Consider the following 22,280-nt stretch of genomic DNA (forward strand, 5'->3'; position numbering starts at 1 on the left):
TTTTCGGCTCAACAAAGGGAGCCAGGCTTCAGATCAGGTGATTTAAGCGATTTTTCTGTGGGTCTTTTCAGCAAGGTCTCATATCTGCGGGCCATGAAACACGTGCAGGCTTCTGCCGGCTACACCCAGGCATGCCCACTTTTGAGGGCATGCAATCAGGTTGCCGGGAATAGAGCATGCCAAGCCAATCCGATCTGCGTTTTAGCTTCAGCATTGGTAACGAGTCTTTTGACGTTGTTGAGTTCACCTTGCACGAAGGCTTGTCCGAGACCTTCCACCTCGCGGTGGAACTCACCAGCGCCAACCCGGCCATCGACTTCGGGCAGGTGCTGGATCGACCGGCATTGCTGACGCTCTGGCATGGCGAGGCACCGATGCGTTACGTGCACGGCGCCGTGTCCTCCTTTGTTCAGCACGACAGCGGCTTCAGGCGTACACGCTATTCGGCGGTGGTAGAACCACGTCTGGCACGGTTGAAGCTCAGTTCCGACTGGCGCATTTTCCAGACTCTTACCGTTCCGCAGATTACTGAGGCAGTGCTTAAGGCCCACGGGCTGACTCAAGACTACGAACAACGCCTCACCACCGAACACCAAGCCCGCGAATACTGCTTGCAGGCCGGCGACACCGACTACCACTTTGTCGAACGCATCATGCGTGAGGAAGGTTTTTTCTACTCCTTCCGCCACAGTGCAGAAGGTCACCAACTGGTCCACAGCGATCGCCTGTTTATCCACGGGCGGGTGGGGGATGAGCCGGTGCAATACAACCCCACGCCCGGCGGCGATCAGCCGCAACCGTCTCTGCGCCGATTCGCCTACAGCGAAAACGTACGCACCGCGCGCCAGACTCAGCGCGATTACACCATCCACCATCCGCGCTATAGCCACCAGCACAGCCGTGATGGCGTCGATCTCGACCATCAAGGTCGCCAATACGAACGTTACGATTATCCGGCCCGGGCCAAGTTTGATGAGGCCGGCAAGCCCTTCGCCGAGAACCGCCTACGCGGCCACCGGCGCGATGCGCGCATGGCCCTGGTCGAGGGCGATGATCCGCGCCTGCAACCGGGCATTTCCTTCACTCTGGCCGGCCACCCACGGGAAGATATGAACCGAGGCTGGCGCCCGATCAGCATCGTTCACCATGGCAAACAGCACACCAGCCAGGCCGAAGAAAGCGCCGAGGCGCAGCTGGGTACGCACTACAGCTACCAGGCCGAACTGGTGCCGGACGATGCCGAATGGCGCGCCGAACCGCTGCGCAAACCTCGTATCGACGGCCCGCAGAACGCCACGGTAGTCGGCCCAAAAAATGAGGAGATATTTACCGACGAATACGGCCGAGTGAAGGTGCAATTCCCCTGGGACCGGGAAGGAAAAGAGGACGAATACAGCTCCTGCTGGATCCGCGTTTCGCAAAACATCTCTGGTGCCACCTGGGGCCATATGGCGATCCCGCGAATCGGCCAGGAGGTTATCGTCGACCATTTCGACGGCGACCCGGACCAACCGATCATCACCGGCCGTACTTATAACCGCCTGCAACTACCGCCCTACGAACTGCCCCGGCACAAAACCCGGATGACCCTCAAAAGTAAAACCCACAAAGGCGAAGGCTTCAACGAACTGCGCTTCGAGGATGAAAAGGATCAAGAGGAAATCTACGTCCATGCGCAGAAAGACCAGAACATCCACATCAACCACGACGAGACGACTTTCGTCGGCCACGACCGCAGCGAACAGGTCGAGCACGACGAAACCGTTTCTGTCGGTCACGACCGCAAGGAAACAGTCGGCAACGACGAACAAGTGAACATCGGCCAAGACCGGCGCCACGATATCGGCCAGGACGACTACCTGACCATCGGCCGCAACCACACAATCCGCACCGACAAAGACCGCACCGAAGAAGTCGGCAACCACCGCCGGGACAAGACCACGGCCAATCATTGGGTCAGCATCGGCGGGCATCAGGAACACAGCGTCGAAGGCCACGCCGAGCTACAGGCAGGCCAGGCGATTCGTCATCGCTCGCAGGTGATCGAACTACAAGCCGGCGAAGTGATGCGCATACGTGGCCCTGGCGGGACCATTACCTTGCACGATGGCGGCATCACCCTGGACGGCGTCGCCATCAACATCAAGGGGCCGCTGAAACAGCAGGCTGGTGGCAGCGGCTACGCGCTGTCCCCCGATGGCCAGCCAATGCCCGGTCTTCCCTTTGATCCGACCAGCCTGCCACTGTCCGAGTAACGGCCCGGCCCCAGGAGTGCTCTAGATGCTTGTCAGCTTCCCCTTCCTGCGCAACGCCGATCTTCAAGAGACAGATACGATCGACGATGGCACCTTCAATCTGGGCGAGAAAAGCGGCAAAGGGGCCTTTCCTGTCAGCCACCAGTTCGGCTGGCATGGTGGCGTGCACCTGGTAGCCCCAGGCGCACCGAACGATCCCGAACCCGTCCGCGCCATCGCCGATGGTGAGGTCGTGTTTGCCCGTCACAGCGACCCGATGCCGCTCAACAGCGCCAGCGCCGAGGTCCAGGCCGCCCACCCACTGCTGTACTACACCGGCTGGACCAGCAATGGCGTCATGCTCATCAAGCACCAAACCGAGATCGGCGAAGGGGTGGGTGTGACCTTCTATTCCATCTACCAGCACCTGCACAGCGTGGCCAACAAACCGGGCACCGAAACGCCGCTGAAAAAAGGCGACAAGGTTTATCGCAAAGACTCGATCGGCAAGGCCGGGGCCGTCTACGGAAAACCCAATCGTATCCACTTCGAGATCGTCGCCGACCAGCGCAATGTGGAAGCCCTCATGGGCCGCAGTGCCGGTCCACTGACCGCCCCGCAAGGCCGGCGCACCAGCGTATGGGGCGATATGCATATCGTTTTGCCCGCCAACACGGTGCTCTACGCCCAGGACCCTCGTACCGAGAGCAAGGCTTATGTGGTGCGCACCAGTCACCCGGGTTCGGGGGGCATCAACGACAGCCTCAATTCAGTCGCGCAACGCTTCCACACCACGCCTGAACGCATCCGCCGGCTCAACGGCACACCCGCCCAAGCGGCCAACTGGTGGTCAACGGTGGCGGCGGCAACCACGGTCGCCCAGCGCACGATTCGCGTACCGGCCCAGTACGGCGCCGCAGCGAACGCACCGCCCGCGGACCTGTCCCTGGAAGATTGGCGTCACTGGCACGCCACCCGCAGTGGCCGTACACCGGCTGATCTCATCATCAGCCTGAGCGAAATTCGAGGAACCATCACCCTCACTACTCGCGACCGCGAGGGCGTCGTGATCGGCCGCTGTACGGAACCCGAGGGTGGCTACAACCTGTATAAAACCGCGGTCAAACACTACCCGGGGTGCCCCAGCGCCGGTTATGAAATGCTGCGCTTCGGACGCATCCTCGGTCCCGATGCACCTGCCGCGACGGACATGCAAGGCGGGCGTCTGCCCCATGTACGCAAGATCGTCACCCCGGGCGGCGTGCAAGCGTTCGTCGACCTCAACCCGGCAGGGGTCAAGGTGTACAGCGACGCTGATTTTCCCGACTGGCTCGGCTGGACCTTTATCGACGACGACACCGATGGCAACAGTCGCTGCGACTCGAAACAGTTACTGGACCTGATCGAGCCCATGGCGCCCACCCCCAACCCCGCGCCGAGCTTGCCGGGAGTGCTGGGCGAAGCCGTGCATGCCGCCGCCACGGCGTTGGACACGGCCATGCACTACAAAGACCGCCTTGCCCGAGCCTACGCCAAGATCCACAACGCCAGCATGCGCAAGCGCCTGAGCTACTGCGTGGCCAAACTCCCTACCGAGTGGTCGCGCGACGACTTCGACCAGCGCTGGGGCTGGATCAAAGGCGACGACCCAAACGACGTTCCGGCCAACGTGCTGCTCAGCCTGTGCCTGTCACCTGAGGCCTACGACAAGCTCAAGCGCCACCATGGAGCGCTGGCGTTTTGGGAGGACGCGGTGAAAGAGGGGCTGGCCTTGGGCAAGGTGCATTATCACTTTCATCCGTTGCGGTTTATTCAGACTATGCAAAGTTGCTCTTGGCGTAGCGTACGCGAACTAGCGCAGACACTACCAAGACGCTCTTCTCAGAATGCGGGAGGCCTTATCTCATGGGGAGACGCCTCGGAGCGCTGGACCATTGGCAACAGTAGTAATGGATTTATGCCCGCAAATATACATGTATCAATAAATAGGATGTGGAGGAAGTTTGGATTCATCACAACATTACGCCAAGCCCATTTCCTTGCCCAGATATATAAGGAAAGCGGTGTGCTAAAGGCGACAGCCGAAAAAGGTAGTTTGCGCTACTTTAGGACCGTGTATGAAGTTCTAACACCTCAGGAGGCCGGCGAAGATTTTGATAATAAGCATGCTTGGTTACAGGCAACAGGGTTTTTGAAAGGAAGGAACCGACCGACCTATGTGGCGCAGCGTCCAGGAGAAATTCGTGAAAAAGCACAAGCTTTAGGAAATATTCAATCCGGAGATGGTCCTCGTTTTTGTGGAAGAGGACTCCTTCATCTTACCGGTCGAAATAACTATCGAGACTACGGCGCTTTTCGAAATGCAAACTTTACAGCTGATCCCAATCCTATTCTTTTATCGACAAGCGCTGAGGTGGCGGCAGACTCTGCGGGGTACTTCTGGGTAAGCAAAGTAATGGTGTCAGCAAATAATGAAACGCTTCGTAATGGCATGAACATACATCGTCGTGCAGATCTTGGTGGGGGTGATAATAATGTCGCCGCAATTACAACCCCTGTGAACGGTGGCAGTATTGGATTAAATGGGCGCCAAGAGCTCTTCAAATACATCCGATTTATTTTTGAGGATGAAGTCAGTATGCCGGTAACAGCAACTCTAGAAAGGCAAACTGAAGACTAAAAAATTAATATTGATCATGGATGACCAACATGGCGCTGAAAAGAAATGATTTCTGGATGATGTTTTGGGTGGCTGTATGTTTGTGTGGCTGCAGTTTTGCAAAAGGTGGTGAGGCTGCTGGCGAAAATAAAGAACTATTGAGGTGTGGGCTGGTATTGAATGTTCCTGCGGAGCTACCCTCTGATCAAGATATTCAGCCGGATTTGTGCATCAGTTCATATCGCGACCAAGAAGGAGCACTTCTACTACTAGGGGCTTTGCTGGAGGGGCAGAGAAATCCAAGGTGGTTAGATATTATGCCTTCGCTGAGAATATACTCTAAAGGTATTGATGAGCTTTTATCTATAAGTAACGAAAGTGGCATTCGCCGAGGTTTGTCCGGTCTAGCGCAATCAATGAATGATTTCACCGAAAAAAACTGTTCGCTAAGCCGCCGTACACACTTATCGGAACTGTCTGGAGGCAACTGGAAAGGCTGGATTGCAGAGGATTCCTATCACGAACTCAGCAAGGTCACTTCACGGCCTGAGTACTGCGAACAGTTTTCTGAACATAACAGATGTATCAGAATGATAATTGGAAATCTGAAGGAGTCGGCAGTTATGGGGCAATACTGCTTAACGCGACGAGATGATGACTTTGATCTTGATGCCGGTCTTAGCTATGGCATTTTCCTCAAGATAATTAAGAGCATTAGGTTTATCGAAAGTTAAGTAATCATGGAGCTCCGGCTATCTACAGAAAATCTATGTGCCAATACTGACGCTCTGGCCGTGGCGAATCGAGCAAGCGGCGCTGGCGTTTTGGGAGGACGCGGTGAAAGAGGGGCTGGCTTTGGGCAGGGCGCATTATCACTTTCATCCGTTCGGTTTATTGAGGTGTTCAAGCGGTGTGGGTGGTTGAGCCCTGCCGAGCTTAGGCAGACGGTTCCGGCACGGGCGTTGCGTGGGGTCGGGGCAGGTATTCCTGCTCAGATCGTATATGAAAGGGTGCGGCCTGAAGCCGGTCAACTAGTCCAAAGCCACTCAACCGAACTAAATTGCGCGCTGCGCAAATACACCATCAACACCCCAGTTCGTATGGCTACCTTTTTTGGAAACGCCGTACAGGAAACTGCTTGGCTACGAGTGACAGAAGAAATAAATGCCACTAATCGGTGGTATGCGCCTTGGATAGGGCGAGGCTTCCTGCAACTCACTCATCCCAGCAATTACCTCAACTATTGGCACTGGCGTGGCCGTGTAATTGATGCTGATGTGGAGCGCAGGTTGAGGCAGGCACGACAGCAGGCTAATGCCCAACGCAGCAATCAGCCATTGCAGGAAATAGAAACTCAACTACCAAGGCAAATAGTGGATTGGCGCATCAACATCGCAGATACGCCGTACGACGCCATGGACAGTGCCGGATACTACTGGGCCATGAACACAGTCAGTCGGGAAGCGGATGTGGCATCGCGTAATGTCCGACACCCCTTCACCCTCCATACCAGCAGCCAACAATGGCCGGGCCAACGCTTCACCTTTTATGAGAATGTGTCCTTCCGTCGCGTGAGTTGCCTGATCAATCTGCCCGGCCACATCAACCGTATCGACCCGCAGCTCAACGGTTTAATCGACCGTTATCACGCCCATGCCTATGCGCAAGTACTGCTAGTTGACCAAAACACCTTCCCTGACGCCAACGGTGTGTTGCAGTTTCTGCCAGAGAGTTACCAGGTGAAAGATGAGGAACCGCGATGAACAGGATAAGACTGATCCCTCTGCTAATGGCCAGCCTGCTCGTGGGACTTGCCCCATATGTCGCAATGGGTGAAACCGCTATAGATGTTGAAAGAGTGTCTGAGCCCGGTGATAAAAAACTGCCAAAAGGCATGCAGCGCTATGTTCTTCCATTACTGGGGTGTGCTTTCGAGTTCGTTGCAAAAGAGGGAGGAAGAGCTAGAGCAAGCGAGAGTTTATCACCCAATCCGTACGGCTTTTTCAGTTACAGTCGCTATGTGAATGGTGAAAAGCCACCATCGACATCCTTCATTTGCTACCCCGGTAATGCCACGGAGTTATGCCTAAAATTGCTTCCCGTTGAGCCCGCAGAAAATATCCGATACTACAACATACGTCGCTTTGAGAATTTGCACCCTGCTTACTTTAATATCGCCCAGATATCGTCGTTTCCTCTTAATAGTTCCTTGCCGGGCCAAGTTAGAAGTCTTAGTTTTTGTCTGGGCGATAATACCCATACGTTGATCACTAGCAATGGTGGATTCGAGCTTGGCTACGATTCCAGAGACGTTTCCGAAACCCCAGGAAAAAAACTTCAGTCCACTTCTGAAACTGCCCTTCCTGCGACGCTGGAGATTATTCGCTCCATCCGCTTTTTACCGGCAGACAGCGAGTGAAAGGCGAGGTTGCGCGATGAACACAATACGTCTGAGCTATGTTCGCCCGTTACAGCGCTGTGTCTTTAAGCTCGTTAACCAACCCAAAATCCAAAGTCTGGAAAACACCCGAAACTGCAATGAAACACTACTTCTGAGCCACCGAGGTCTTCGGCGCCAGGTTCCAGCGCACCGAGCTGATGCCGTGGGGTTCGAGGATGCTTTTGATGATGGCCAGGGAACGCAGCGACGGCAGTTCGCGCAGGGGGATGGCGCAGTCGAGGGCGGCGCAGAACCAGGCGTCGAACTCGGTCATCTGGGTCGAGGCGTGCAGGGACACTTTTTTGTGTCCCTGCAGCAGGTAGTGGATTTCGTAATCACGAAGCATGGGGTGATTGCTGCATGGCGCGGCGGATGCGCATCCAGTCCTGATAGGCCTCGGTGCGTTTGGCGTCCGCGGCTTTCTTGGCCTGGCTGTAGCGTTCCCACACGGCGTCCGGGCCGTCCTGGCCCCCGATGATGGTGTAGGCCAGGTCGTCGAGGCGGTCGGCCTCGAAGAACAGTTGGGTGTTGCGCGCGATTTCCTCGTCCCAGGGGTTGCAGTCGAGGCTGGTCTTCAGGGCGTGGGCGTTCACAGGCTTGATTCTCCGGTCCAGTCGATTTGGGTCGAGGGGCGCCATTGCACATCGGTCAGGCCGTAGCGTTCAGCCAGGGGGCGGGTGACGCGCTTGACCTTGTCCCGAGAAGACTTGGGGATGGTGCCGATGCCGGCGTCACAACTGGCCCAATGCCAGGCCTGTGCGTTATCCATGCCGTCGGCGCGGATGACGAAGGTCTTGTGTGCACCCTGTAGGTGGTATTCGATTACGTAAATTGCCGGGTTTCCCATAAGGCCCTCCATTAGCTTGTGAGAAAGAATCGATTTCGTTCAAAAAGGTTCAAAATAATTGTAGGACAATTGCATTTCCGTGACCCAAGTCAAGCCCAGGCCATTCGTCACCTCGAATGCACTGCACCGCCGCTCCGAACGTCGAAAGATCATGGCCCAGGTTGGCTGGACCCAAGCCCTGAGGTGTTTATGTCCACTGATTCGAGTTTCGACGATCAAGCGCAAACCCCACGCCCCGATCCGGCACCGGCCGAGCCCTCTGCCGAGCCGTTGCAGAAGGACCCTTTGGCGCGCCCCGAGGTGGTAACCCGCGAGCGCCCCAAAGACTGGAACGAGCCCAGCGCCGGCGATGGCATCCCCAGCGACAAGGACATGCCGCTGCCCAATGATTGAGCCCCCATGCAAACCCCGCCTTTCGGGCGGGGTCCGGGTGCTGCTTGGGGCGGTCGGGCCGGCGGTTACTTGGCGTGCTGTGCCTGCAGTTTTTTCGCCATGTCCAGGTGGTGCTCCAGCGTCGGCAGGGTCTGCTGGGCAAACGCCTTGAGTTCGGCGTTATCCGAGGACGCGGCTTCTTTTTTGAACAGGGCGACGGTGTCCTCGTGAGCCTTGACCTGGTTGTTGGCGTAGGCCTTGTCGAAGGATTCGTCGCGCATTTCGAGAATCATCTTCTTGGCTTTTTCCGTGAGCGAGGCTTCATCCGGCACCTCGATATCGAGTTTTTTCGCCAGGGTCGTCAGCTCCTGATTGGCCTTAGTGTGGTCGGTGACCATCTGCTGGGCAAACGCCTTGACGTCGGCTGCGCTGCTTTTTTCCAGTGCCAGCTTGGCGCTTTCGACTTCGTTGATTCCGCCTTGCGCCGCGTCATTGACGAAGCTGTTGGAGGTGGCGGCAGCGGCGCTGCCCACGGTACCGGCCAGCAGCAGGAAGGACAGGCCCATCTGTTTCATCAACAGTGTGTTCATGGTGATCTCCATTTCATTATCAGGGGACGAGGATGTCGTCTTACTGTTGAGCCAGCGGCCGGGCAAAAGGTTTAGTTTTTTTGCTTGGCGCAGGCTTGAGATCAATCAGTAGTGATTCGCATTTACATCCTGGGTGAGAGTTTCTATTCTTGCGCCTGCGCATTTTCAGCTCAGGAGAGCCCATGCAATCTTCCAACCCCGGATCGGAACGCGCGTCGCCGATGGCCACCCTGATCGGTTTGCTGGCGGGGCAGCGCGCTCGGCTGGGCTTGGCCGTGAGCCTGGCCGCCGGCTCGGCGCTGCTGGAGCTGTTGCTGTATTACCTGTTGTACCGCGCGGCGGAGCTGGCCTTGCTCGATGCCCCGCCAGGCCGGGACCTGCTGCACTTGGCCGGTTTGGTGCTGCTGGCGCTGCTGGGCAAATACGGGCTGCTGACCCTCGGCGGCTATTTCAGTCATGTGGCGGCGTTCCAGATCCTCTACGAGGTCCGCTTGCGCCTGGCCCAGTCCTTGACCCGCTTGCCGTTGCAGATGCTCGGCCGCTACAGCTCCGGCGGCTTGCGCAAGATCATCCTGAATGACGTCGAGCGCCTGGAAACCTTTATCGCCCACCACAGCATCGAACTGATCGCAGCCGTGGTCACGCCCTTGGCTGCGGGCGGCTTTCTGTTCTGGCTGGACTGGCGCATGGCCCTGGCGGCGCTCAGCACCATTATCCCGGCATGGCTGGCCCAGGCCTGCATGTCGCGGGGCATGGACGAGCGGGTGCGCAGCTATAACATCGCCACCGAACAGCTCAACGGCGCCACCGTGGAGTACCTGCGCGGGATTCCGGTGATGAAGGCGTTCCGCCAGAGCGCCAGTTCCTTCAAGTTGCTGCGCGAGCGGCTGGAGGCGTACCACCGCCTGGTCGAAGGCTTTAGCCGCAAGGCGGTGCCTGGCTGGTCGGCTTTTGTCGTGCTGCTGACGGCCAATATTTTCGTGTTGCTGCCCCTGGGGCTGTGGCTCAACGCCCAGGGCCAGTTACCGCTGCCCAACCTGATTTTGGCTCTGGTGCTGGGCAGCGGTTTGCTCAAGCCGCTGCTGCGCCTGATGTTTTTTTCTTCGGTGATCCGCGAGATCTGCGGTGGGGTGGAGCGGATCCAGCCACTGCTGGTTCCGGTGGCCGTGCAGGTCAGCAGCCGCTTGCCGGCCCATGCCGGGGTGCGCTTGCAGCATCTGTCGTTCAGTTACCAGACGCGGCCGATTCTGCAGGACCTGAACCTCGAGTTGCGCCCCGGCAGCTTCAACGCCCTGGTGGGTCCTTCCGGTGCTGGCAAGTCGACGCTGGCCTATCTGCTGTCCGGGCTGTTGCCGCCCGACAGTGGCGAGGTGCTGCTCGGTGAGGTATCCCTGGCCAGCCTCGGCGATCGAGACCGGGCCCAGGCCATTGCCGTGGTCAGCCAGGACGCGTTTCTGTTCCAGGGCAGCCTGGCGCAGAACCTGCGACTGGCCAAGCCCCTGGCCAGTGATCGGCAGTTGTACGACGTACTGGCCATCGTCCAGGCCCGGGACCTGGTGCGCAGCTTGCCTCAAGGCCTGGACACCCAGGTCGGCGAGCGCGGGACGCGTTTGTCCGGAGGCGAGCGGCAACGGATCGCCATCGCCCGGGCGCTGCTGGCGGGAGCCCCGGTATTGGTGCTTGACGAGGCCACGGCCTTTGCCGACAGCCTGACCGAGGCCGCGTTTTATACGGCGTTGCGCAAGCGTTACCCGCAGACCACGGTGCTGGTGATTGCCCATCGCTTGTACGCGGTGCGCCATGCCGAGCAGATTCTGCTGCTGGAGGAGGGGCGCCTTGTCGCGTCCGGCTCCCATGCCCAATTGCTCCACGGCAACAGCACTTACCAGCGCTTGTGGCACAGCCAGTTCCAGGCCCATGCCTGGCATATTCGCCAACAGGAGGTCAGGGATGTCGATGCTTGAGGATGTGGTGCGCATTGCCGGTCGCCAGCCGTACCGGGTGTACCGCGGCATCGGTCTGCGGGTACTGGCCCAGGCCTGTTCCATCGCGCCGTTCTTCCTGGCCTGGCTGGGGCTGCAATGGGTGCTCGCCGGCAGCGCCGGGAGTGCTGAGTGGTGGGGGCTGGGCCTGGCGTTGGGTGCTTGTCTGATCGGCCAGTTGCTGTTTTCCCACTTCGGCCAGATGGACTGCTTTATCGGGGCCTATGACCTGATGATGAGTTATCGCGCGGCGCTGACCGATCACTTGCGCCTGGTGCCCCTGGGATTTTTCCATCAGCGGCGGATCGGCGAGTTGGCGGCAACCCTGACCGATGATGTGAAGCGGGTCGAGGACGTCTTCACCCACTTGATCGCCGAAGTCATTGCCGGGATCAGCGTGCCGCTGATTTTCTGCCTGCTGCTGGTCTGGGTCGACTGGCGCCTGACCCTGAGCCTGCTGGTCACCTTGCCCCTGGGCTGGGCGCTGTACCAGGGGTGCATGGGTTACCTGCTGCGCGAAGGCACGCGGCAATCCGGGCGCCTGCAAATGGCTTCGGGGCTGCTGGTGGAGTTTGTCAGCGGTATTCGCACCCTGCGTCTGTTTCACCGCTGTGACGGCATGCTCGCGCGCCTTGAAGAAACCTTCGCCAGCATCCGCCGTGGCAGTCTGGGCATCGAAGCCTGGGGCGGCGGCGGGGTGCAGCTGTTGCGCCTGATGATCGAGATGGGCCTGGTCAGCCTGCTGCTGATGGCGGCCTGGCTGTTTGTCGAGCAGTCGCTGGACGTGGCGACCTGGCTGTTGTTTGTGCTGGTGTCGTACAAGATCATCGACGCGCTGCTGGAGGTCGCGGCCTACCTCACGCAACTGCGCATGATGAGCCAGTCTTCGGCGCGCCTGAGTGCCCTGATGGCGGAGCCGATCCTGGCTGAAACCACCGAAGTCGCGGTGCCCGAGGATTCGACGCTGCGCTTTGAACAGGTGAGTTTCGGCTATGCCCAAGAGCCGGTGGTGCAGGGCATCGACTTCACGGTGCCGGCCGGTTCAGTGACGGCGATTGTCGGGCCGTCCGGCAGTGGCAAGTCGACCTTGCTGCATTTGCTCGGGCGTTTCTACGACCCGCAGCAAGGGCAGATCACCCTGGGCGGTGTCGACCTCAAGGCCCTGGGCACCGACGCCTTGTATCAGCAGGTCGGCTTCGTGTTCCAGGATGTGCAGCTGTTCGACGGCTCGGTGCTGGATAACGTGCGCATCGGCCGTCCCGAGGCCAGTGTGGAGGCGGTGCGCGCCGCCTGTCGCGAGGCCCATTGCCAAGCCTTTATCGAACAGTTGGAGCAGGGCTATGACACGCCGCTGGGGGAGGGCGGCCTGCGCTTGTCCGGCGGCGAGCGCCAGCGGCTGTCGATTGCCCGGATGCTGCTCAAGGCACCGCGCATCGTGCTGTTGGACGAAGCCACGGCCTCGGTCGACCCCTGCGCCCAGGCCGATATCCAGCAGGCTTTATCGCGCCTGGCCGAGGGCCGCACGGTGGTGATGATTGCCCATCGCCTGCGCACGGTGGAGTATGCCGATCAGATTCTGGTGCTGGATCAGGGGCGTATCGTCGAGCGCGGCAACCACCGTCAATTGCTCGAGCTGGGCGGTCTGTACCGGCGTCTGTGGGACGAGCAGGATGCCCAGGCCATGCCGCTGGCGCCCCTGATACCGGGGCTGCCTGGCGAGCAGCCATGAGTGAGGGGGGCGCACGCCGCCGATGGCGCGCGCTTCAGCCCTGCAGGTCGGCCGAAGAAAACCCGTTGCGCCGATAAAAGCGCTCCAGCTCCCGGGGTTCGGGCTCGACCCCGGTGAAGATCTTCAAGTACTCGGGGATGTAGCGCATGCGCTGCGCCAGCGGCTCCTGGGTGTTCATGCTGATGTAGCCGATCTGGGTCAGGTAGATCGAGCGCGCCCGGGTCACGGCGGCGTCATGGGCGAAGCCGAAACGGTCGAACATGGTTGCCAGGGCCTGCACCCGCTGGGCATCGGCCTGGCGGATTTCTTCCGCCACCTCGGGCGATTGCAGGGCCCAACTGCGCATGGCGAATTCGAACTGCGAATCGAACAGCTCGCTGTTCAGCCAGCAGTCGAAGACGTTGAGAATCGCCTCGGTGATGGATTCGGCATAGGCCTCGGACTGTGACACCAGGTTGAAGGTGTTCTTGTTCTTCCACAGGCTCACCAGGGCTTCGAGCAGCGCTTCGCGGTCCTGGAAATACCAGTAGAAACTGGTTCGCGACAGGTTGAGTTTCTTCGCCAGCGGCATCACCCGCACTGCATCCACCCCCGATTCCTTGAGGCTCTCATAGGCCGCGTTGAGCCAGCTCTCCAGAGAGCCGCGGCCAGCCGCTTCCGCACTGTTGGTGGTTGCTTTCATGGGGCGTTTTTTCCTTGTCCACTTGACCTTGATGGGGGTGAATATACACAACCGTCGACGTTATTGACACTGGTGTACATTGGGGTCTATCGTCTGCCTTGCCTGATGACCTGTATGCGAGACCGATATGAATAACGATCCGCTTCTTCAGCCTTATCGCCTCAAGCACCTGACACTTCGCAACCGCATTATCACCACCTCCCACGAGCCGGCGTACCCCGAAGAGGGCATGCCGAAGAAATTGTACCGGGCTTATCACGTCGAACGCGCCAAGGCCGGCGTGGCCATGACCATGACCGCAGGCTCGGCGGCGATCTCCCGCGACAGCCCCCCGGTGTTCAACAATATCCTGGCGTACAAGGACGAAGTGGTCGGCTGGATGAAAGACCTCACCGACGAATGCCACGAGCATGGCGCGGCGGTGATGATCCAGCTTACCCACCTGGGGCGGCGCACCCGCTGGGACAAGGGCGACTGGCTGCCGGTGGTGTCGCCTTCGCACAACCAGGAGCCGGCGCACCGGGCCTTCCCCAAGAAGCTCGAAATCTGGGATATCGAACGCATCGTCCGCGACTATGCCGACGCCGCCGAACGCATGCAGGCCGCCGGCCTGGATGGCATCGAGCTGCAAGCCTACGGCCACTTGATGGACCAGTTCTGGTCGCCGTTGACCAACGAACTGGAGGGCGCCTACGGCGGTTCGCTGCACAATCGCCTGCGGTTCACCTTCGAGGTGCTGAGCGCGATCCGCCAGCGGGTCGGTTCGGCGTTTATCGTCGGCATTCGCTACACCGGTGACGAGGTGCTGGCGGGCGGGCTTGAGAAAGAGGAGGGGCTGCACATCTCGCAACTGCTGAAAGACAGCGGCATGGTCGACTTTCTCAACGTGATTCGCGGCAATATCGCCACCGATGCCGGGCTGACCGACATCATCCCGATCCAGGGCATGCGCAATGCACCGCACCTGGACTTTGCCGGGGAGATTCGCGCCCTGACCGGCTTCCCGACCTTCCATGCGGCGAAGATTCCCGATGTCGCCACCGCCCGCCATGCGATTGCCGCCGGCCTGGTGGACATGGTGGGCATGACCCGCGCGCACATGACCGACCCGCACATCGTGCGCAAGATCATCGAGGGCCGGGAAGATGAAATCCGCCCCTGCGTGGGCGCCAACTATTGCCTGGATCGGATCTACAACGCCGGCGCCGCGTACTGCATCCACAACGCCGCCACCGGCCGCGAAACCACCATGCCCCACGAGGTGCCCAAGGCCCCGCGCAAGCGCAAGATCCTGATCGTCGGCGCCGGCCCCGGTGGCCTGGAGGCCGCACGGGTCGCTGGCGAGCGCGGGCATGAGGTGCTGGTGCTGGAAGTGGCCGACCAGCCCGGCGGGCAGATTCGCCTGACCGCGCAGTCCGAGCGGCGCAAGGAAATGATCAGCATCATCGACTGGCGCATGGCGCAGTGCGAGCGCCTGGGGGTCAAGTTCCGCTTCAACACCTGGGCCGATGCGGCGATGGTTCTCGATGAAAACGCCGACGTGGTGATAGTCGCCACCGGCGGGCTGCCCCACACCGAAGTCCTGCAACGGGGCAACCAGTGGCTGGTGTCGAGCTGGGACATTATTTCCGGCGACGTGAAGCCCGGACGCAATGTGCTGGTGTATGACGATGCCGGCGATCACGCGGGTTTGCAGGCCGCCGAGTTCATCGCCCGCAGCGGGGCCAGGACCGAGATCATGACCCCCGACCGTTCGTTCGCGCCGGAGGTGATGGGCATGAACCTGGTGCCTTACATGCGCTCGCTGCAACAACTGGACACCACCTTTACCGTCACTTACCGACTCAAGGCCGTGGACCGTGAGGGCGACCAGTTGCTGGCGACCATCGGCACCGATTACAGCGATCTGGAGAAAACCCGGCGGGTGGACCAGATCGTGGTCAACCATGGCACCCGGCCCCTGGACGAGCTGTATTTCGAGCTGCAACCCCTGGCCACCAATGAAGGCGCCGTGGAGTACATGGACCTGATTGCCGGCACCGCGCAAAACGTGGTGACCAATCCCCAGGGGCGTTTCCAATTGTTCCGAATCGGCGATGCAGTGTCATCGCGTAACACCCAAGCGGCGATCTACGACGCCCTGCGCCTGGTTAAGGACCTCTAGCGAGCGCTGATTAGCGTGCCCTGAAAATAAGAAAGACAGCCGTCATCCGTTTCCCAAGCCTTTAAGTCACTGCCCCGAAAGTTGGTCCGATTGGTTTTGATTAACGTCAAACTCTTCCCAGCGGAGGTTGTTGCATGCACACGGATACCGATTTCACCGAGCTGCTCAATGCCGTACCCCCAGGCCCGCTGCACTATCGCAGCGATGCCAGCGTTACCGGGCATGCCCTGGCCCCGGTCGATAACGGCCTGCTGGCGGCCTATGCCGCCATCGATCGCCCGGCCCTGCGCCAGTACCGCCTGGAGCGCATTCGCCAGCAGCTGCGCGAGCACGATTACGCCGGCGTGCTATTGGCCGATCCGATCAATATTCGCTACGCCACCGACACCAATAACCTCGGCCTGTGGGTGATGCATTCCCCCAGCCGCTACGTGTTTGTGGCCACCGATGGTCCGGTGGTGCTGTTCGAGTTCACCAGCAGCCGGCACAACAGCGAACACATCGAGACCATCGATGAAATTCGCCCGGCCATCCCCTGGCTGTATTTCCTGGCCGGCCCCCGGGTCGAGGAGAAGGCCGAGCGCTGGGCCCTGGAAGTGGCCGACCTGATGACCCGGCATGGCGCCGGCAATCGCCGCCTGGCGGTGGACCGCTGCGACCCCTGGGGCGCGGAAAAACTCAAGGCCAGGGGCATCCAGCTGTTTGATGCCCAGCCGCTGATGGAGCAGGCGCGGCTGATCAAGTCGCTGCAGGAGATCGCCAGCCACCGGGTGTCGATGGATGTGTGCGACCTGGCGATTGCCCGCATGCGCGCCAGCCTGGTGCCGGGCATCACCGAAAACCAGCTGTGGAGCATCATGCACGGGACCAACGTGGCCCAGGGCGGGGAGTGGGCCGAGAGCCGCCTGCTGAACTCCGGACCGCGCACCAACCCGTGGTTCCAGGATGCTTCGGACAAAGTCATCGCCGCCGGGGAAATGGTCTGCTTCGACACCGACATGGTGGGTCCGGGGGGGTATCTCTCGGACATTTCCCGCAGCTTTATCTGCCCCGGCAAGGCACCGACGGCGGCCCAGCGCGACCTGCTGGAGATTGCCTCGCAGCAAATCAACTTCAACCTCGAGCTGCTGCGTCCCGGGCTGTCGTTCCGCGAGTTCGCCGAGGGCTGCTGGCCGGTGCCCAGGCAGTTCGAGCACAACCGCTACATGATGATGTTGCACGGCGTGGGCCTGGTCGACGAGTACCCCAGCGTGGCCTACGCGGTGGACTTTGCCGAGTGGGGCTATGACGGTCACTTCGAGGAAAACATGGTGCTCTCGGTGGAGAGTTACATCGGCGAGCAGGGCGGCCATGAAGGCGTGAAGCTCGAAGAGCAGGTGCTGATTACCGCCACTGGAGCGGTCAAGCTTTCCCGTACCCCCTTAGTCGACGGCGATCGATAACAGCGGTTGTTGCCTGATTCTTGCAGGCATGGCGTCTACCCTGTCCGGAGAAAAAAACAATGAGCAGCATGACCGTGATCGAAAGCGCCGCCGCCCTGGCGCCGCGCCCGGTGTCCAGCGCCGAACCGTTCCTGCGCCTGGATGCGATCCACAAGCAGTTCGGCCCTTATCCCGTCTTGCATGATGTGTGCTTTGAAATGGCCAAGGGCGAGGTGGTGGCGATCATCGGCCCCAGCGGCTCCGGCAAAAGCACTCTGTTGCGCTGCATCAACCAACTGGAACCGCCGACTCGGGGTCGGGTCAGCATGGCCGGGGTGCACATCGAAGCCGGGCGCCCGCTGCCCAGGAGCGAGTTGCTCAAGCTGCGACGGCGCATCGGCATGGTGTTCCAGTCGTTCAACCTGTTTCCGCACCTCACGGTGCTGCGCAATGTCAGCCTGGCGCAGATCCGCACCCTGGGCCGCAGCGCCAGGGAGGCGGATGCCCGGTCCTTGCAGTTGCTGGACCGGGTCGGCCTGGCGGACAAGGCCAATACCTACCCGGCGCGCTGCTCCGGCGGCCAGCAGCAACGCATCGCCATTGCCCGGGCCCTGGCCCTGGACCCGGAATTGATGCTGTTCGACGAGCCGACCTCGGCCCTCGACCCCGAGCTGGGCCTGGAAGTGCTGGCGGTGATGAAGGAGCTGGCGCGCGAGGGCATGTCGATGCTGGTGGTGACCCATGAGATGCACTTTGCCGAGACCGTTTCCGACCGGGTGGTGGTGATGGCCGAAGGGCGGATTATCGAGCAGGGGCCCAGCGCCCGGGTGATGCGCGAGCCGCAGCATGCGCGGGTAGTGCAGTTTCTCCAGGCCGTGAGGAATCGCTGATGCTGGATATTCTGCTGGTCCTGTTGCGCGGTGTGCCCTGGACCCTGGCCGTGACCCTGGGCGCCTTCTGCATTGGCATGGTGCTGGGCTTTCCGCTCTGCGCCCTGCGCATGTCGAACCTGAAATTCTGCCGCTGGCTGGCGGCCATGCTGGTGCTGACCCTGCGGTCGATTCCGCCGATTGTCTGGTTGTTTTTCATCTTCTTCGGCATTGGTGGCGGCTACATCGCCTTGTCGCCCTTTGCCGCCGCCGTGCTCGGCTTGGGCCTGATCACCGCAGCGCATATGTCCGAGGTCTATCGCGGGGCCTTTGCCGCGATTCCCCAGGGCCAGTACGAGGCAGCGCATGTGCTCAACCTCTCGGCCCCCCAGCGGTTCTTTGATGTGGTGCTGCCGCAACTGGTGCGCATCGCCATTCCCACCTCGGCCACCTATGCCATTGGCCTGCTCAAGGACTCGGCCGTGGCCTCGACCATCGGCGTGGGCGATATCAGCTTCCAGGCGTACCAGATGTCCCAGCAGACCTTTCAAGGGCTGGGGGTGTACAGCGCGGCGGCCGTGGTCTACCTGATTCTGAGCGTGCCGGTGGCGCTGTTCTCGCGCTGGCTGGCGGCCACCCTGAAACAGAGGATTGCCCGATGAGCGAGCTCCTGACGATGTGGCTGGCCTGGTTTCCCGAGCTGTGGAAAGGCTTTGTGCTGTCGATGCAGGTCACCGCCGTCAGCCTGGCGCTGGGGGTGGTCCTGGGGTTGCTGCTGGCACTGGGCGTGTCGGCACCGCGCCGGGTGGTGCGCTATCCCTCGCTGCTGATTGTCGAGCTGGGGCGCGGCGCGCCGGCGTTGATCCTGTTGCAGTACTTCTATTTCGGCCTGCCCTCGGCGGGCCTGACCCTGAGCTCGTTCTGGGCCGCGGCCCTGGCGCTGGCCTACTGCACGGCGGCCTATACCAGCGAGATCATCCGTGGCGGTATCGAGGCGGTGGCCCAGGGCCAGAACGAGGCGGCCGAGGTGATTGGCCTGAATCGCCTCGATACGCTGCGCTTCATCATCCTGCCCCAGGCGCTGCGAGTGGCGCTGCCATCGTTGCTCGGGTTCTCGATCATGATGTTCCAGGCCTCGTCGCTGTGTTTCACCATCGCGCTGCCGGAGATCGTCAGCCGCGCCTCGGCCATTGGTTCATCCACGTTCGAGTACATGCCGGTGCTGACCCTGGCCGGCCTGATGTATGCCGCTGTTTGTGCGCCTGCGACCCTGGGCGTGGCGGCACTGGAGAAAAGACTGGCACCCAGCCAGCACGCATGACCGACTCGGGCCGTTTTTCGGCTGCTGCTCTCTTAATGCAACCCTTGCACAGGTGAAGCCATGATTAGCTCCTTCAAATGCATGACCCGTTGGGCCGTCCTTTGTTCCACCCTGATGGCCGGCGCGGCCCAGGCGGACTGCAAGCCGGCCCATCAGTTTGAAACCCTGACCCCGGGGGTGCTGACCGTCGCCGCCTGGGTCTTCCCGCCGTACTCGATCCCCGGGCCGGGCAACCAGTTGAGCGGGGTCGACGGCGAGATCATCAAGCGCATCGCCGCCCGCGAATGCCTGGAGATCAAGGCCACGGTGGTCGACCCGGCAGCGGTGATCCAGTCGGTGATCGCGCGGCGGGCCGATGTCGGTATCGGCGACTGGTACCGCACCGCCGAGCGCAGCAAGGCCCTGGGATTGTCCGCGCCGCTGTACCTGGACGTGATGGGCATCATCTCCAGTGAGGGTTTTTCGAAAATCTCCGAGCTCGAGGGCAAGCGCATCGGCACGGTGCAGGGCTACCTGTGGGTCGACGACTTGAAAAAGACCTTTGGCGACAACCTGGTGCTGTACCCCAACCCGGTGGCCATGGCCCAGGACCTGGCGTCAAAACGCATCGCCGTGGGTGTGGACAGCTTCGCCGTGGGCGTGGCCTCGCAGCAGAAGGGCGCGTACCAGGGCAAGAGCATCAAGGTTTCGGAGCCCGACCCACGGGTCAAGGCGACCCTGGAACCGGGGCAGACCGGCTTCCCCCACACCAAGGCCAACACCGCGCTGGGCCTGGCGCTGAATGAAAATATCGAGGCCTTGCATGCCTCGGGCGAGATTGCTGAAATCCTCGGTTCGTTCGGCCTCGACAAGCAGGCCGCGGACGTCGGTGCGCCACGCCTGGTGGAGTAACCGGCAACCTCATCCCCGGCCTTGATGGAGAGCCCATGCAATCACCCGCAGCGTTCAAGCACCTGTCGTTGCCAGAGGCCCGGGCGTTTGCCCGGCAGTGCTGCCTGGCTGCCGGCGCCAGCCAGGAGGTGGCCCAAGCCCTGGCCGAGGCAACGGTGTCGGCCCACGCCCATGGCTTGGCCAGCGTCGGTTTCGAGCACTTGCCCGACTACCTGAGCGGTTTCGCCAGCGGGCGCATTGCCTGCGCCGCGCAACCGCTGATCACTCAGGTCGCCCCGGCGATGATCCGCAGCGATGCCTGCCAGGGTATCGCGCAACTGGGTTTCGACCAGGCGTTTGGCGCCCTGTGCGACAACTCCCGGCAGTTGGGTATCAGCCTGTTCGCCCAACACAACTGCTTTACCTGCGGCGAGCTGGGCTACTACACCCGGCGCCTGGCTGCCGAGGGCCTGGTGGCGCTGGCCTTCTGCAACGGTCCGCCGTTGTTGACGGTGCTCGGCCAGCGCCAGCCGATGTATTCGACCAACCCCCTGGCGTTCGCCGCACCCAGTGGCGATGGGCGCCAGGTGCTGATCGACCAGGCCAGCAGCGCCACGGCGTTCGTCAATATCCTCAAGGCGGCGCAGGCCGGCGAGGCGATCCCCGCCGGCTGGGCGGTCGATGCCCAGGGCGCTGCGACCCAGAGCGCGCGGGAGGCCATGCACGGCGCCTTGCTGGCCTTTGGCGGCAGCCGTGGGGCCAATATCGCGTTGATGGTCGAGGTGCTGGCGGGCTGCGTCGGTGGCGGCAACTGGTCGCTGGACGCGCCGGACTTTCGCAGCGGTGCACAATCGCCGGGCTCGGGGTTGCTGGTGATCGCCATTGCTCCGCACCTGCTCGACGAGCAGTTCGAAAGCCGCCTGGCGCAGCAGATGCAGCGCCTGGCGGCCCTGGGCATTCATCATCCGGGGCAGGCCAAGCAGCAGGCGTATGCGCGGGCGTTGAACGAGGGCATCCGCTTGCCGATGACGCTGTATCAGCAGTTGGCCTAGTCGGCGTCCTGCAGGGTGTCCCAGAGCAGCCTGGCGCTCGGCGACAGCTGCACGCCCTGGCGGGTCACCAGGGAATAGGGTTCGCTGCGCGAGCGCATGTGCAGCGGCAGGGACACCAGCACCCCCATGCGCGCGGCGGCGTCGGCGACTTCTTCGGGCATCAGTGCAATCAACTGCGGGTCCTGCTGCAACAGCATCAGGGTGGTGAAGGTCGAGGCGGTTTCCAGGGGGAATCGCGGGAACTCCAGGCCGGCCTCGCTGAACTCCCGTTCCAGCACCAGGCGCATTGGCATGTTGGCTGGGTAGATGATCCAGCCATAACCCTCCAGCTGCGCCAACTGCAACGATTCGGCCTGGGCCAGCGGGTGCCGGGGGTTGGCCACCACGCGCAGCTGTTCCTGGTTCAGCACCTGGCAGTCATAGGCTTGCGGGCGCGGGCTGACGCTGGTGCGGCAGATCGCCAGGTCGAGGCGCCCCTGGTCGATCAGGCCCAGCAGGCGGGCGCTGGTGTCTTCGACAATTTCCACCGACAGCTCGGGTTGGGTCAGCCGCAGCCGCGCCAGGCTGCTGACCAGCATCGGCACTGCGCCCATGATGATGCCCACCGAAATGCGCCCGCCCTGGCCTTGGAGGATGCCGAGCATTTCTTCGCGCAGGTGCGCCAGGTCGCTGTGGATCAAACGCGCATAGCGGATCGCGCAGCGTCCCAGGTCATTGGGTTCAAGACCCTGGCTGGTGCGGGTGAACAGCCGGGTGCCGAACGCCGACTCGATCTCATTCAGGGCCTTGGTCGCCCCGGGCTGGGTGATCGCCACCTGTTCGGCGGCCTTGTGCAACGAGCCGTGTTCGTCCAGGGCAATCAGCAGGCGCAACTGGCGCAGGCGCAGACGGGAAACCAAAGAGGGCAGGGAAGCGATCATGGGGATGACTAAAAGTTATCGCGAGGGCAGGGGTTCTCATTAGGCAGCCTGCGGGGCGATTCGTAAAGTGGCGCATATCACGGCTGATGCTCAGCCCATGCCCCTAACAAACTCCTGCCCAAAGAAGG

General features: G+C 61.3%; 21 protein-coding genes. 15 read left to right on the forward strand and 6 right to left on the reverse strand.

Translation table 11 applies throughout. The annotated features are described in order from the left end of the window. Positions 1-176 precede the first annotated feature (176 nt). The 5 genes from ACOZJV_RS01735 to ACOZJV_RS01755 are packed head-to-tail and all read left to right on the forward strand — an operon-like array spanning position 177 to position 7,312. Positions 177-2,255 carry a type VI secretion system Vgr family protein gene (locus tag ACOZJV_RS01735; RefSeq protein WP_421546645.1) on the forward strand — a complete coding sequence of 693 codons (2,079 nt, stop codon included), beginning with the start codon at positions 177-179 and terminating at the stop codon, positions 2,253-2,255. 25 nt (positions 2,256-2,280) lie between these two features. Next, on the forward strand, positions 2,281-4,914 hold the full coding sequence (locus tag ACOZJV_RS01740) for a hypothetical protein (protein WP_421546646.1): 2,634 nt from the start codon (positions 2,281-2,283) through the stop codon (positions 4,912-4,914). 29 nt (positions 4,915-4,943) lie between these two features. Continuing rightward, positions 4,944-5,627, forward strand: coding sequence for a hypothetical protein (locus ACOZJV_RS01745; RefSeq protein ID WP_421546647.1), 684 nt, complete (start codon positions 4,944-4,946; stop codon positions 5,625-5,627). A gap of 6 nt (positions 5,628-5,633) precedes the next feature. After that, positions 5,634-6,656, forward strand: coding sequence for a hypothetical protein (locus ACOZJV_RS01750; protein ID WP_421546648.1), 1,023 nt, complete (start codon positions 5,634-5,636; stop codon positions 6,654-6,656). Between the two features lie 26 nt (positions 6,657-6,682). Next, positions 6,683-7,312: a hypothetical protein gene (locus ACOZJV_RS01755; RefSeq protein WP_421546649.1), complete on the forward strand. Its 630-nt coding sequence runs from the start codon at positions 6,683-6,685 to the stop codon at positions 7,310-7,312. 127 nt (positions 7,313-7,439) lie between these two features. Here ACOZJV_RS01755 and ACOZJV_RS01760 read toward each other — a convergent pair whose 3' ends face one another. From ACOZJV_RS01760 to ACOZJV_RS01770, 3 genes are read right to left on the reverse strand one after another with little or no spacing between them, the layout of a single operon-like run. Then, entirely contained in the window at positions 7,440-7,679 is a 240-nt protein-coding gene (locus tag ACOZJV_RS01760; protein ID WP_078474104.1) for a DUF6555 family protein, read from the reverse strand. Then, positions 7,669-7,926 (reverse strand): hypothetical protein, encoded by a 258-nt coding sequence (locus ACOZJV_RS01765; RefSeq protein ID WP_078474103.1) that lies wholly within the window; start codon positions 7,924-7,926, stop codon positions 7,669-7,671. Before ACOZJV_RS01765 ends, ACOZJV_RS01760 begins: the two co-directional genes overlap by 11 nt. Beyond that, a complete protein-coding gene (locus ACOZJV_RS01770; protein WP_020294830.1) occupies positions 7,923-8,180 on the reverse strand; it encodes a DUF6555 family protein in 258 nt (85 codons plus the stop codon). The genes ACOZJV_RS01765 and ACOZJV_RS01770 overlap by 4 nt, the downstream gene beginning before the upstream one ends. Before the next feature lie 189 nt (positions 8,181-8,369). On the opposite strand from ACOZJV_RS01770, the gene ACOZJV_RS01775 reads away from it, so the two are divergent. Next, the gene (locus tag ACOZJV_RS01775; RefSeq protein WP_421546650.1) at positions 8,370-8,573 is read left to right on the forward strand and encodes a hypothetical protein; all 204 of its coding nucleotides are present in this window, start codon (positions 8,370-8,372) and stop codon (positions 8,571-8,573) included. Between the two features lie 65 nt (positions 8,574-8,638). Here ACOZJV_RS01775 and ACOZJV_RS01780 read toward each other — a convergent pair whose 3' ends face one another. Beyond that, complete coding sequence (locus ACOZJV_RS01780) at positions 8,639-9,142, reverse strand: DUF4142 domain-containing protein (RefSeq protein WP_078474107.1); 504 nt, start codon at positions 9,140-9,142, stop codon at positions 8,639-8,641. 182 nt (positions 9,143-9,324) lie between these two features. Here ACOZJV_RS01780 and ACOZJV_RS01785 point away from each other — a divergent pair, with 182 nt between their 5' ends. Together ACOZJV_RS01785 and ACOZJV_RS01790 are read left to right on the forward strand one after the other, a co-directional pair. Next, positions 9,325-11,106, forward strand: a complete 1,782-nt coding sequence (locus ACOZJV_RS01785; RefSeq protein WP_421546651.1) for an ABC transporter ATP-binding protein — start codon at positions 9,325-9,327, stop codon at positions 11,104-11,106. Continuing rightward, on the forward strand, positions 11,093-12,853 hold the full coding sequence (locus tag ACOZJV_RS01790) for an ABC transporter ATP-binding protein (RefSeq protein WP_421546652.1): 1,761 nt from the start codon (positions 11,093-11,095) through the stop codon (positions 12,851-12,853). The genes ACOZJV_RS01785 and ACOZJV_RS01790 overlap by 14 nt, the downstream gene beginning before the upstream one ends. Before the next feature lie 34 nt (positions 12,854-12,887). On the opposite strand, the gene ACOZJV_RS01795 is transcribed toward ACOZJV_RS01790, so the two are convergent. Beyond that, positions 12,888-13,535, reverse strand: a complete 648-nt coding sequence (locus ACOZJV_RS01795; RefSeq protein ID WP_078474101.1) for a TetR/AcrR family transcriptional regulator — start codon at positions 13,533-13,535, stop codon at positions 12,888-12,890. A gap of 127 nt (positions 13,536-13,662) precedes the next feature. On the opposite strand from ACOZJV_RS01795, the gene ACOZJV_RS01800 reads away from it, so the two are divergent. The 7 genes from ACOZJV_RS01800 (at position 13,663) to ACOZJV_RS01830 (ending at position 21,232) form a co-directional block, all read left to right on the forward strand. Beyond that, on the forward strand, positions 13,663-15,699 hold the full coding sequence (locus ACOZJV_RS01800; RefSeq protein WP_421546653.1) for an FAD-dependent oxidoreductase: 2,037 nt from the start codon (positions 13,663-13,665) through the stop codon (positions 15,697-15,699). Between the two features lie 134 nt (positions 15,700-15,833). Then, positions 15,834-17,141: a M24 family metallopeptidase gene (locus tag ACOZJV_RS01805; protein WP_421546654.1), complete on the forward strand. Its 1,308-nt coding sequence runs from the start codon at positions 15,834-15,836 to the stop codon at positions 17,139-17,141. A 59-nt stretch (positions 17,142-17,200) separates the two neighbouring features. Then, entirely contained in the window at positions 17,201-18,010 is an 810-nt protein-coding gene (locus ACOZJV_RS01810; protein ID WP_421546655.1) for an amino acid ABC transporter ATP-binding protein, read from the forward strand. Continuing rightward, positions 18,010-18,651, forward strand: coding sequence for an amino acid ABC transporter permease (locus tag ACOZJV_RS01815; RefSeq protein ID WP_078474097.1), 642 nt, complete (start codon positions 18,010-18,012; stop codon positions 18,649-18,651). Before ACOZJV_RS01810 ends, ACOZJV_RS01815 begins: the two co-directional genes overlap by 1 nt. Then, a complete protein-coding gene (locus ACOZJV_RS01820; protein WP_421546656.1) occupies positions 18,648-19,310 on the forward strand; it encodes an amino acid ABC transporter permease in 663 nt (220 codons plus the stop codon). The genes ACOZJV_RS01815 and ACOZJV_RS01820 overlap by 4 nt, the downstream gene beginning before the upstream one ends. 60 nt (positions 19,311-19,370) lie before the next feature. Continuing rightward, a complete protein-coding gene (locus tag ACOZJV_RS01825; protein ID WP_078474095.1) occupies positions 19,371-20,201 on the forward strand; it encodes a transporter substrate-binding domain-containing protein in 831 nt (276 codons plus the stop codon). A gap of 35 nt (positions 20,202-20,236) precedes the next feature. Then, complete coding sequence (locus ACOZJV_RS01830) at positions 20,237-21,232, forward strand: Ldh family oxidoreductase (protein WP_421546657.1); 996 nt, start codon at positions 20,237-20,239, stop codon at positions 21,230-21,232. Here ACOZJV_RS01830 and ACOZJV_RS01835 read toward each other — a convergent pair. Beyond that, entirely contained in the window at positions 21,229-22,152 is a 924-nt protein-coding gene (locus ACOZJV_RS01835; protein ID WP_421546658.1) for a LysR family transcriptional regulator, read from the reverse strand. The genes ACOZJV_RS01830 and ACOZJV_RS01835 overlap by 4 nt on opposite strands. Positions 22,153-22,280: the final 128 nt, after the last annotated feature.

The organism is Pseudomonas sp. QD4, assembly GCF_049199125.1.
Lineage (GTDB): Bacteria > Pseudomonadota > Gammaproteobacteria > Pseudomonadales > Pseudomonadaceae > Aquipseudomonas.

Bases quoted from the DNA above. Each gene is read 5' to 3' on its own strand.
- ACOZJV_RS01790 (WP_421546652.1), top strand. From the start codon at position 11,093: ATGTCGATGCTTGAGGATGTGGTGCGCATTGCCGGTCGCCAGCCGTAC.
- ACOZJV_RS01815 (WP_078474097.1), top strand. From the start codon at position 18,010: ATGCTGGATATTCTGCTGGTCCTGTTGCGCGGTGTGCCCTGGACCCTG.
- ACOZJV_RS01830 (WP_421546657.1), top strand. From the start codon at position 20,237: ATGCAATCACCCGCAGCGTTCAAGCACCTGTCGTTGCCAGAGGCCCGG.
- ACOZJV_RS01810 (WP_421546655.1), top strand. From the start codon at position 17,201: ATGAGCAGCATGACCGTGATCGAAAGCGCCGCCGCCCTGGCGCCGCGC.
- ACOZJV_RS01755 (WP_421546649.1), top strand. From the start codon at position 6,683: ATGGCCAGCCTGCTCGTGGGACTTGCCCCATATGTCGCAATGGGTGAA.
- ACOZJV_RS01750 (WP_421546648.1), top strand. From the start codon at position 5,634: ATGGAGCTCCGGCTATCTACAGAAAATCTATGTGCCAATACTGACGCT.
- ACOZJV_RS01780 (WP_078474107.1), bottom strand. From the start codon at position 9,142: ATGAACACACTGTTGATGAAACAGATGGGCCTGTCCTTCCTGCTGCTG.
- ACOZJV_RS01740 (WP_421546646.1), top strand. From the start codon at position 2,281: ATGCTTGTCAGCTTCCCCTTCCTGCGCAACGCCGATCTTCAAGAGACA.
- ACOZJV_RS01735 (WP_421546645.1), top strand. From the start codon at position 177: ATGCCAAGCCAATCCGATCTGCGTTTTAGCTTCAGCATTGGTAACGAG.
- ACOZJV_RS01835 (WP_421546658.1), bottom strand. From the start codon at position 22,152: ATGATCGCTTCCCTGCCCTCTTTGGTTTCCCGTCTGCGCCTGCGCCAG.
- ACOZJV_RS01805 (WP_421546654.1), top strand. From the start codon at position 15,834: ATGCACACGGATACCGATTTCACCGAGCTGCTCAATGCCGTACCCCCA.
- ACOZJV_RS01820 (WP_421546656.1), top strand. From the start codon at position 18,648: ATGAGCGAGCTCCTGACGATGTGGCTGGCCTGGTTTCCCGAGCTGTGG.
- ACOZJV_RS01745 (WP_421546647.1), top strand. From the start codon at position 4,944: ATGGCGCTGAAAAGAAATGATTTCTGGATGATGTTTTGGGTGGCTGTA.
- ACOZJV_RS01825 (WP_078474095.1), top strand. From the start codon at position 19,371: ATGATTAGCTCCTTCAAATGCATGACCCGTTGGGCCGTCCTTTGTTCC.
- ACOZJV_RS01760 (WP_078474104.1), bottom strand. From the start codon at position 7,679: ATGCTTCGTGATTACGAAATCCACTACCTGCTGCAGGGACACAAAAAA.
- ACOZJV_RS01795 (WP_078474101.1), bottom strand. From the start codon at position 13,535: ATGAAAGCAACCACCAACAGTGCGGAAGCGGCTGGCCGCGGCTCTCTG.
- ACOZJV_RS01800 (WP_421546653.1), top strand. From the start codon at position 13,663: ATGAATAACGATCCGCTTCTTCAGCCTTATCGCCTCAAGCACCTGACA.
- ACOZJV_RS01770 (WP_020294830.1), bottom strand. From the start codon at position 8,180: ATGGGAAACCCGGCAATTTACGTAATCGAATACCACCTACAGGGTGCA.
- ACOZJV_RS01785 (WP_421546651.1), top strand. From the start codon at position 9,325: ATGCAATCTTCCAACCCCGGATCGGAACGCGCGTCGCCGATGGCCACC.
- ACOZJV_RS01775 (WP_421546650.1), top strand. From the start codon at position 8,370: ATGTCCACTGATTCGAGTTTCGACGATCAAGCGCAAACCCCACGCCCC.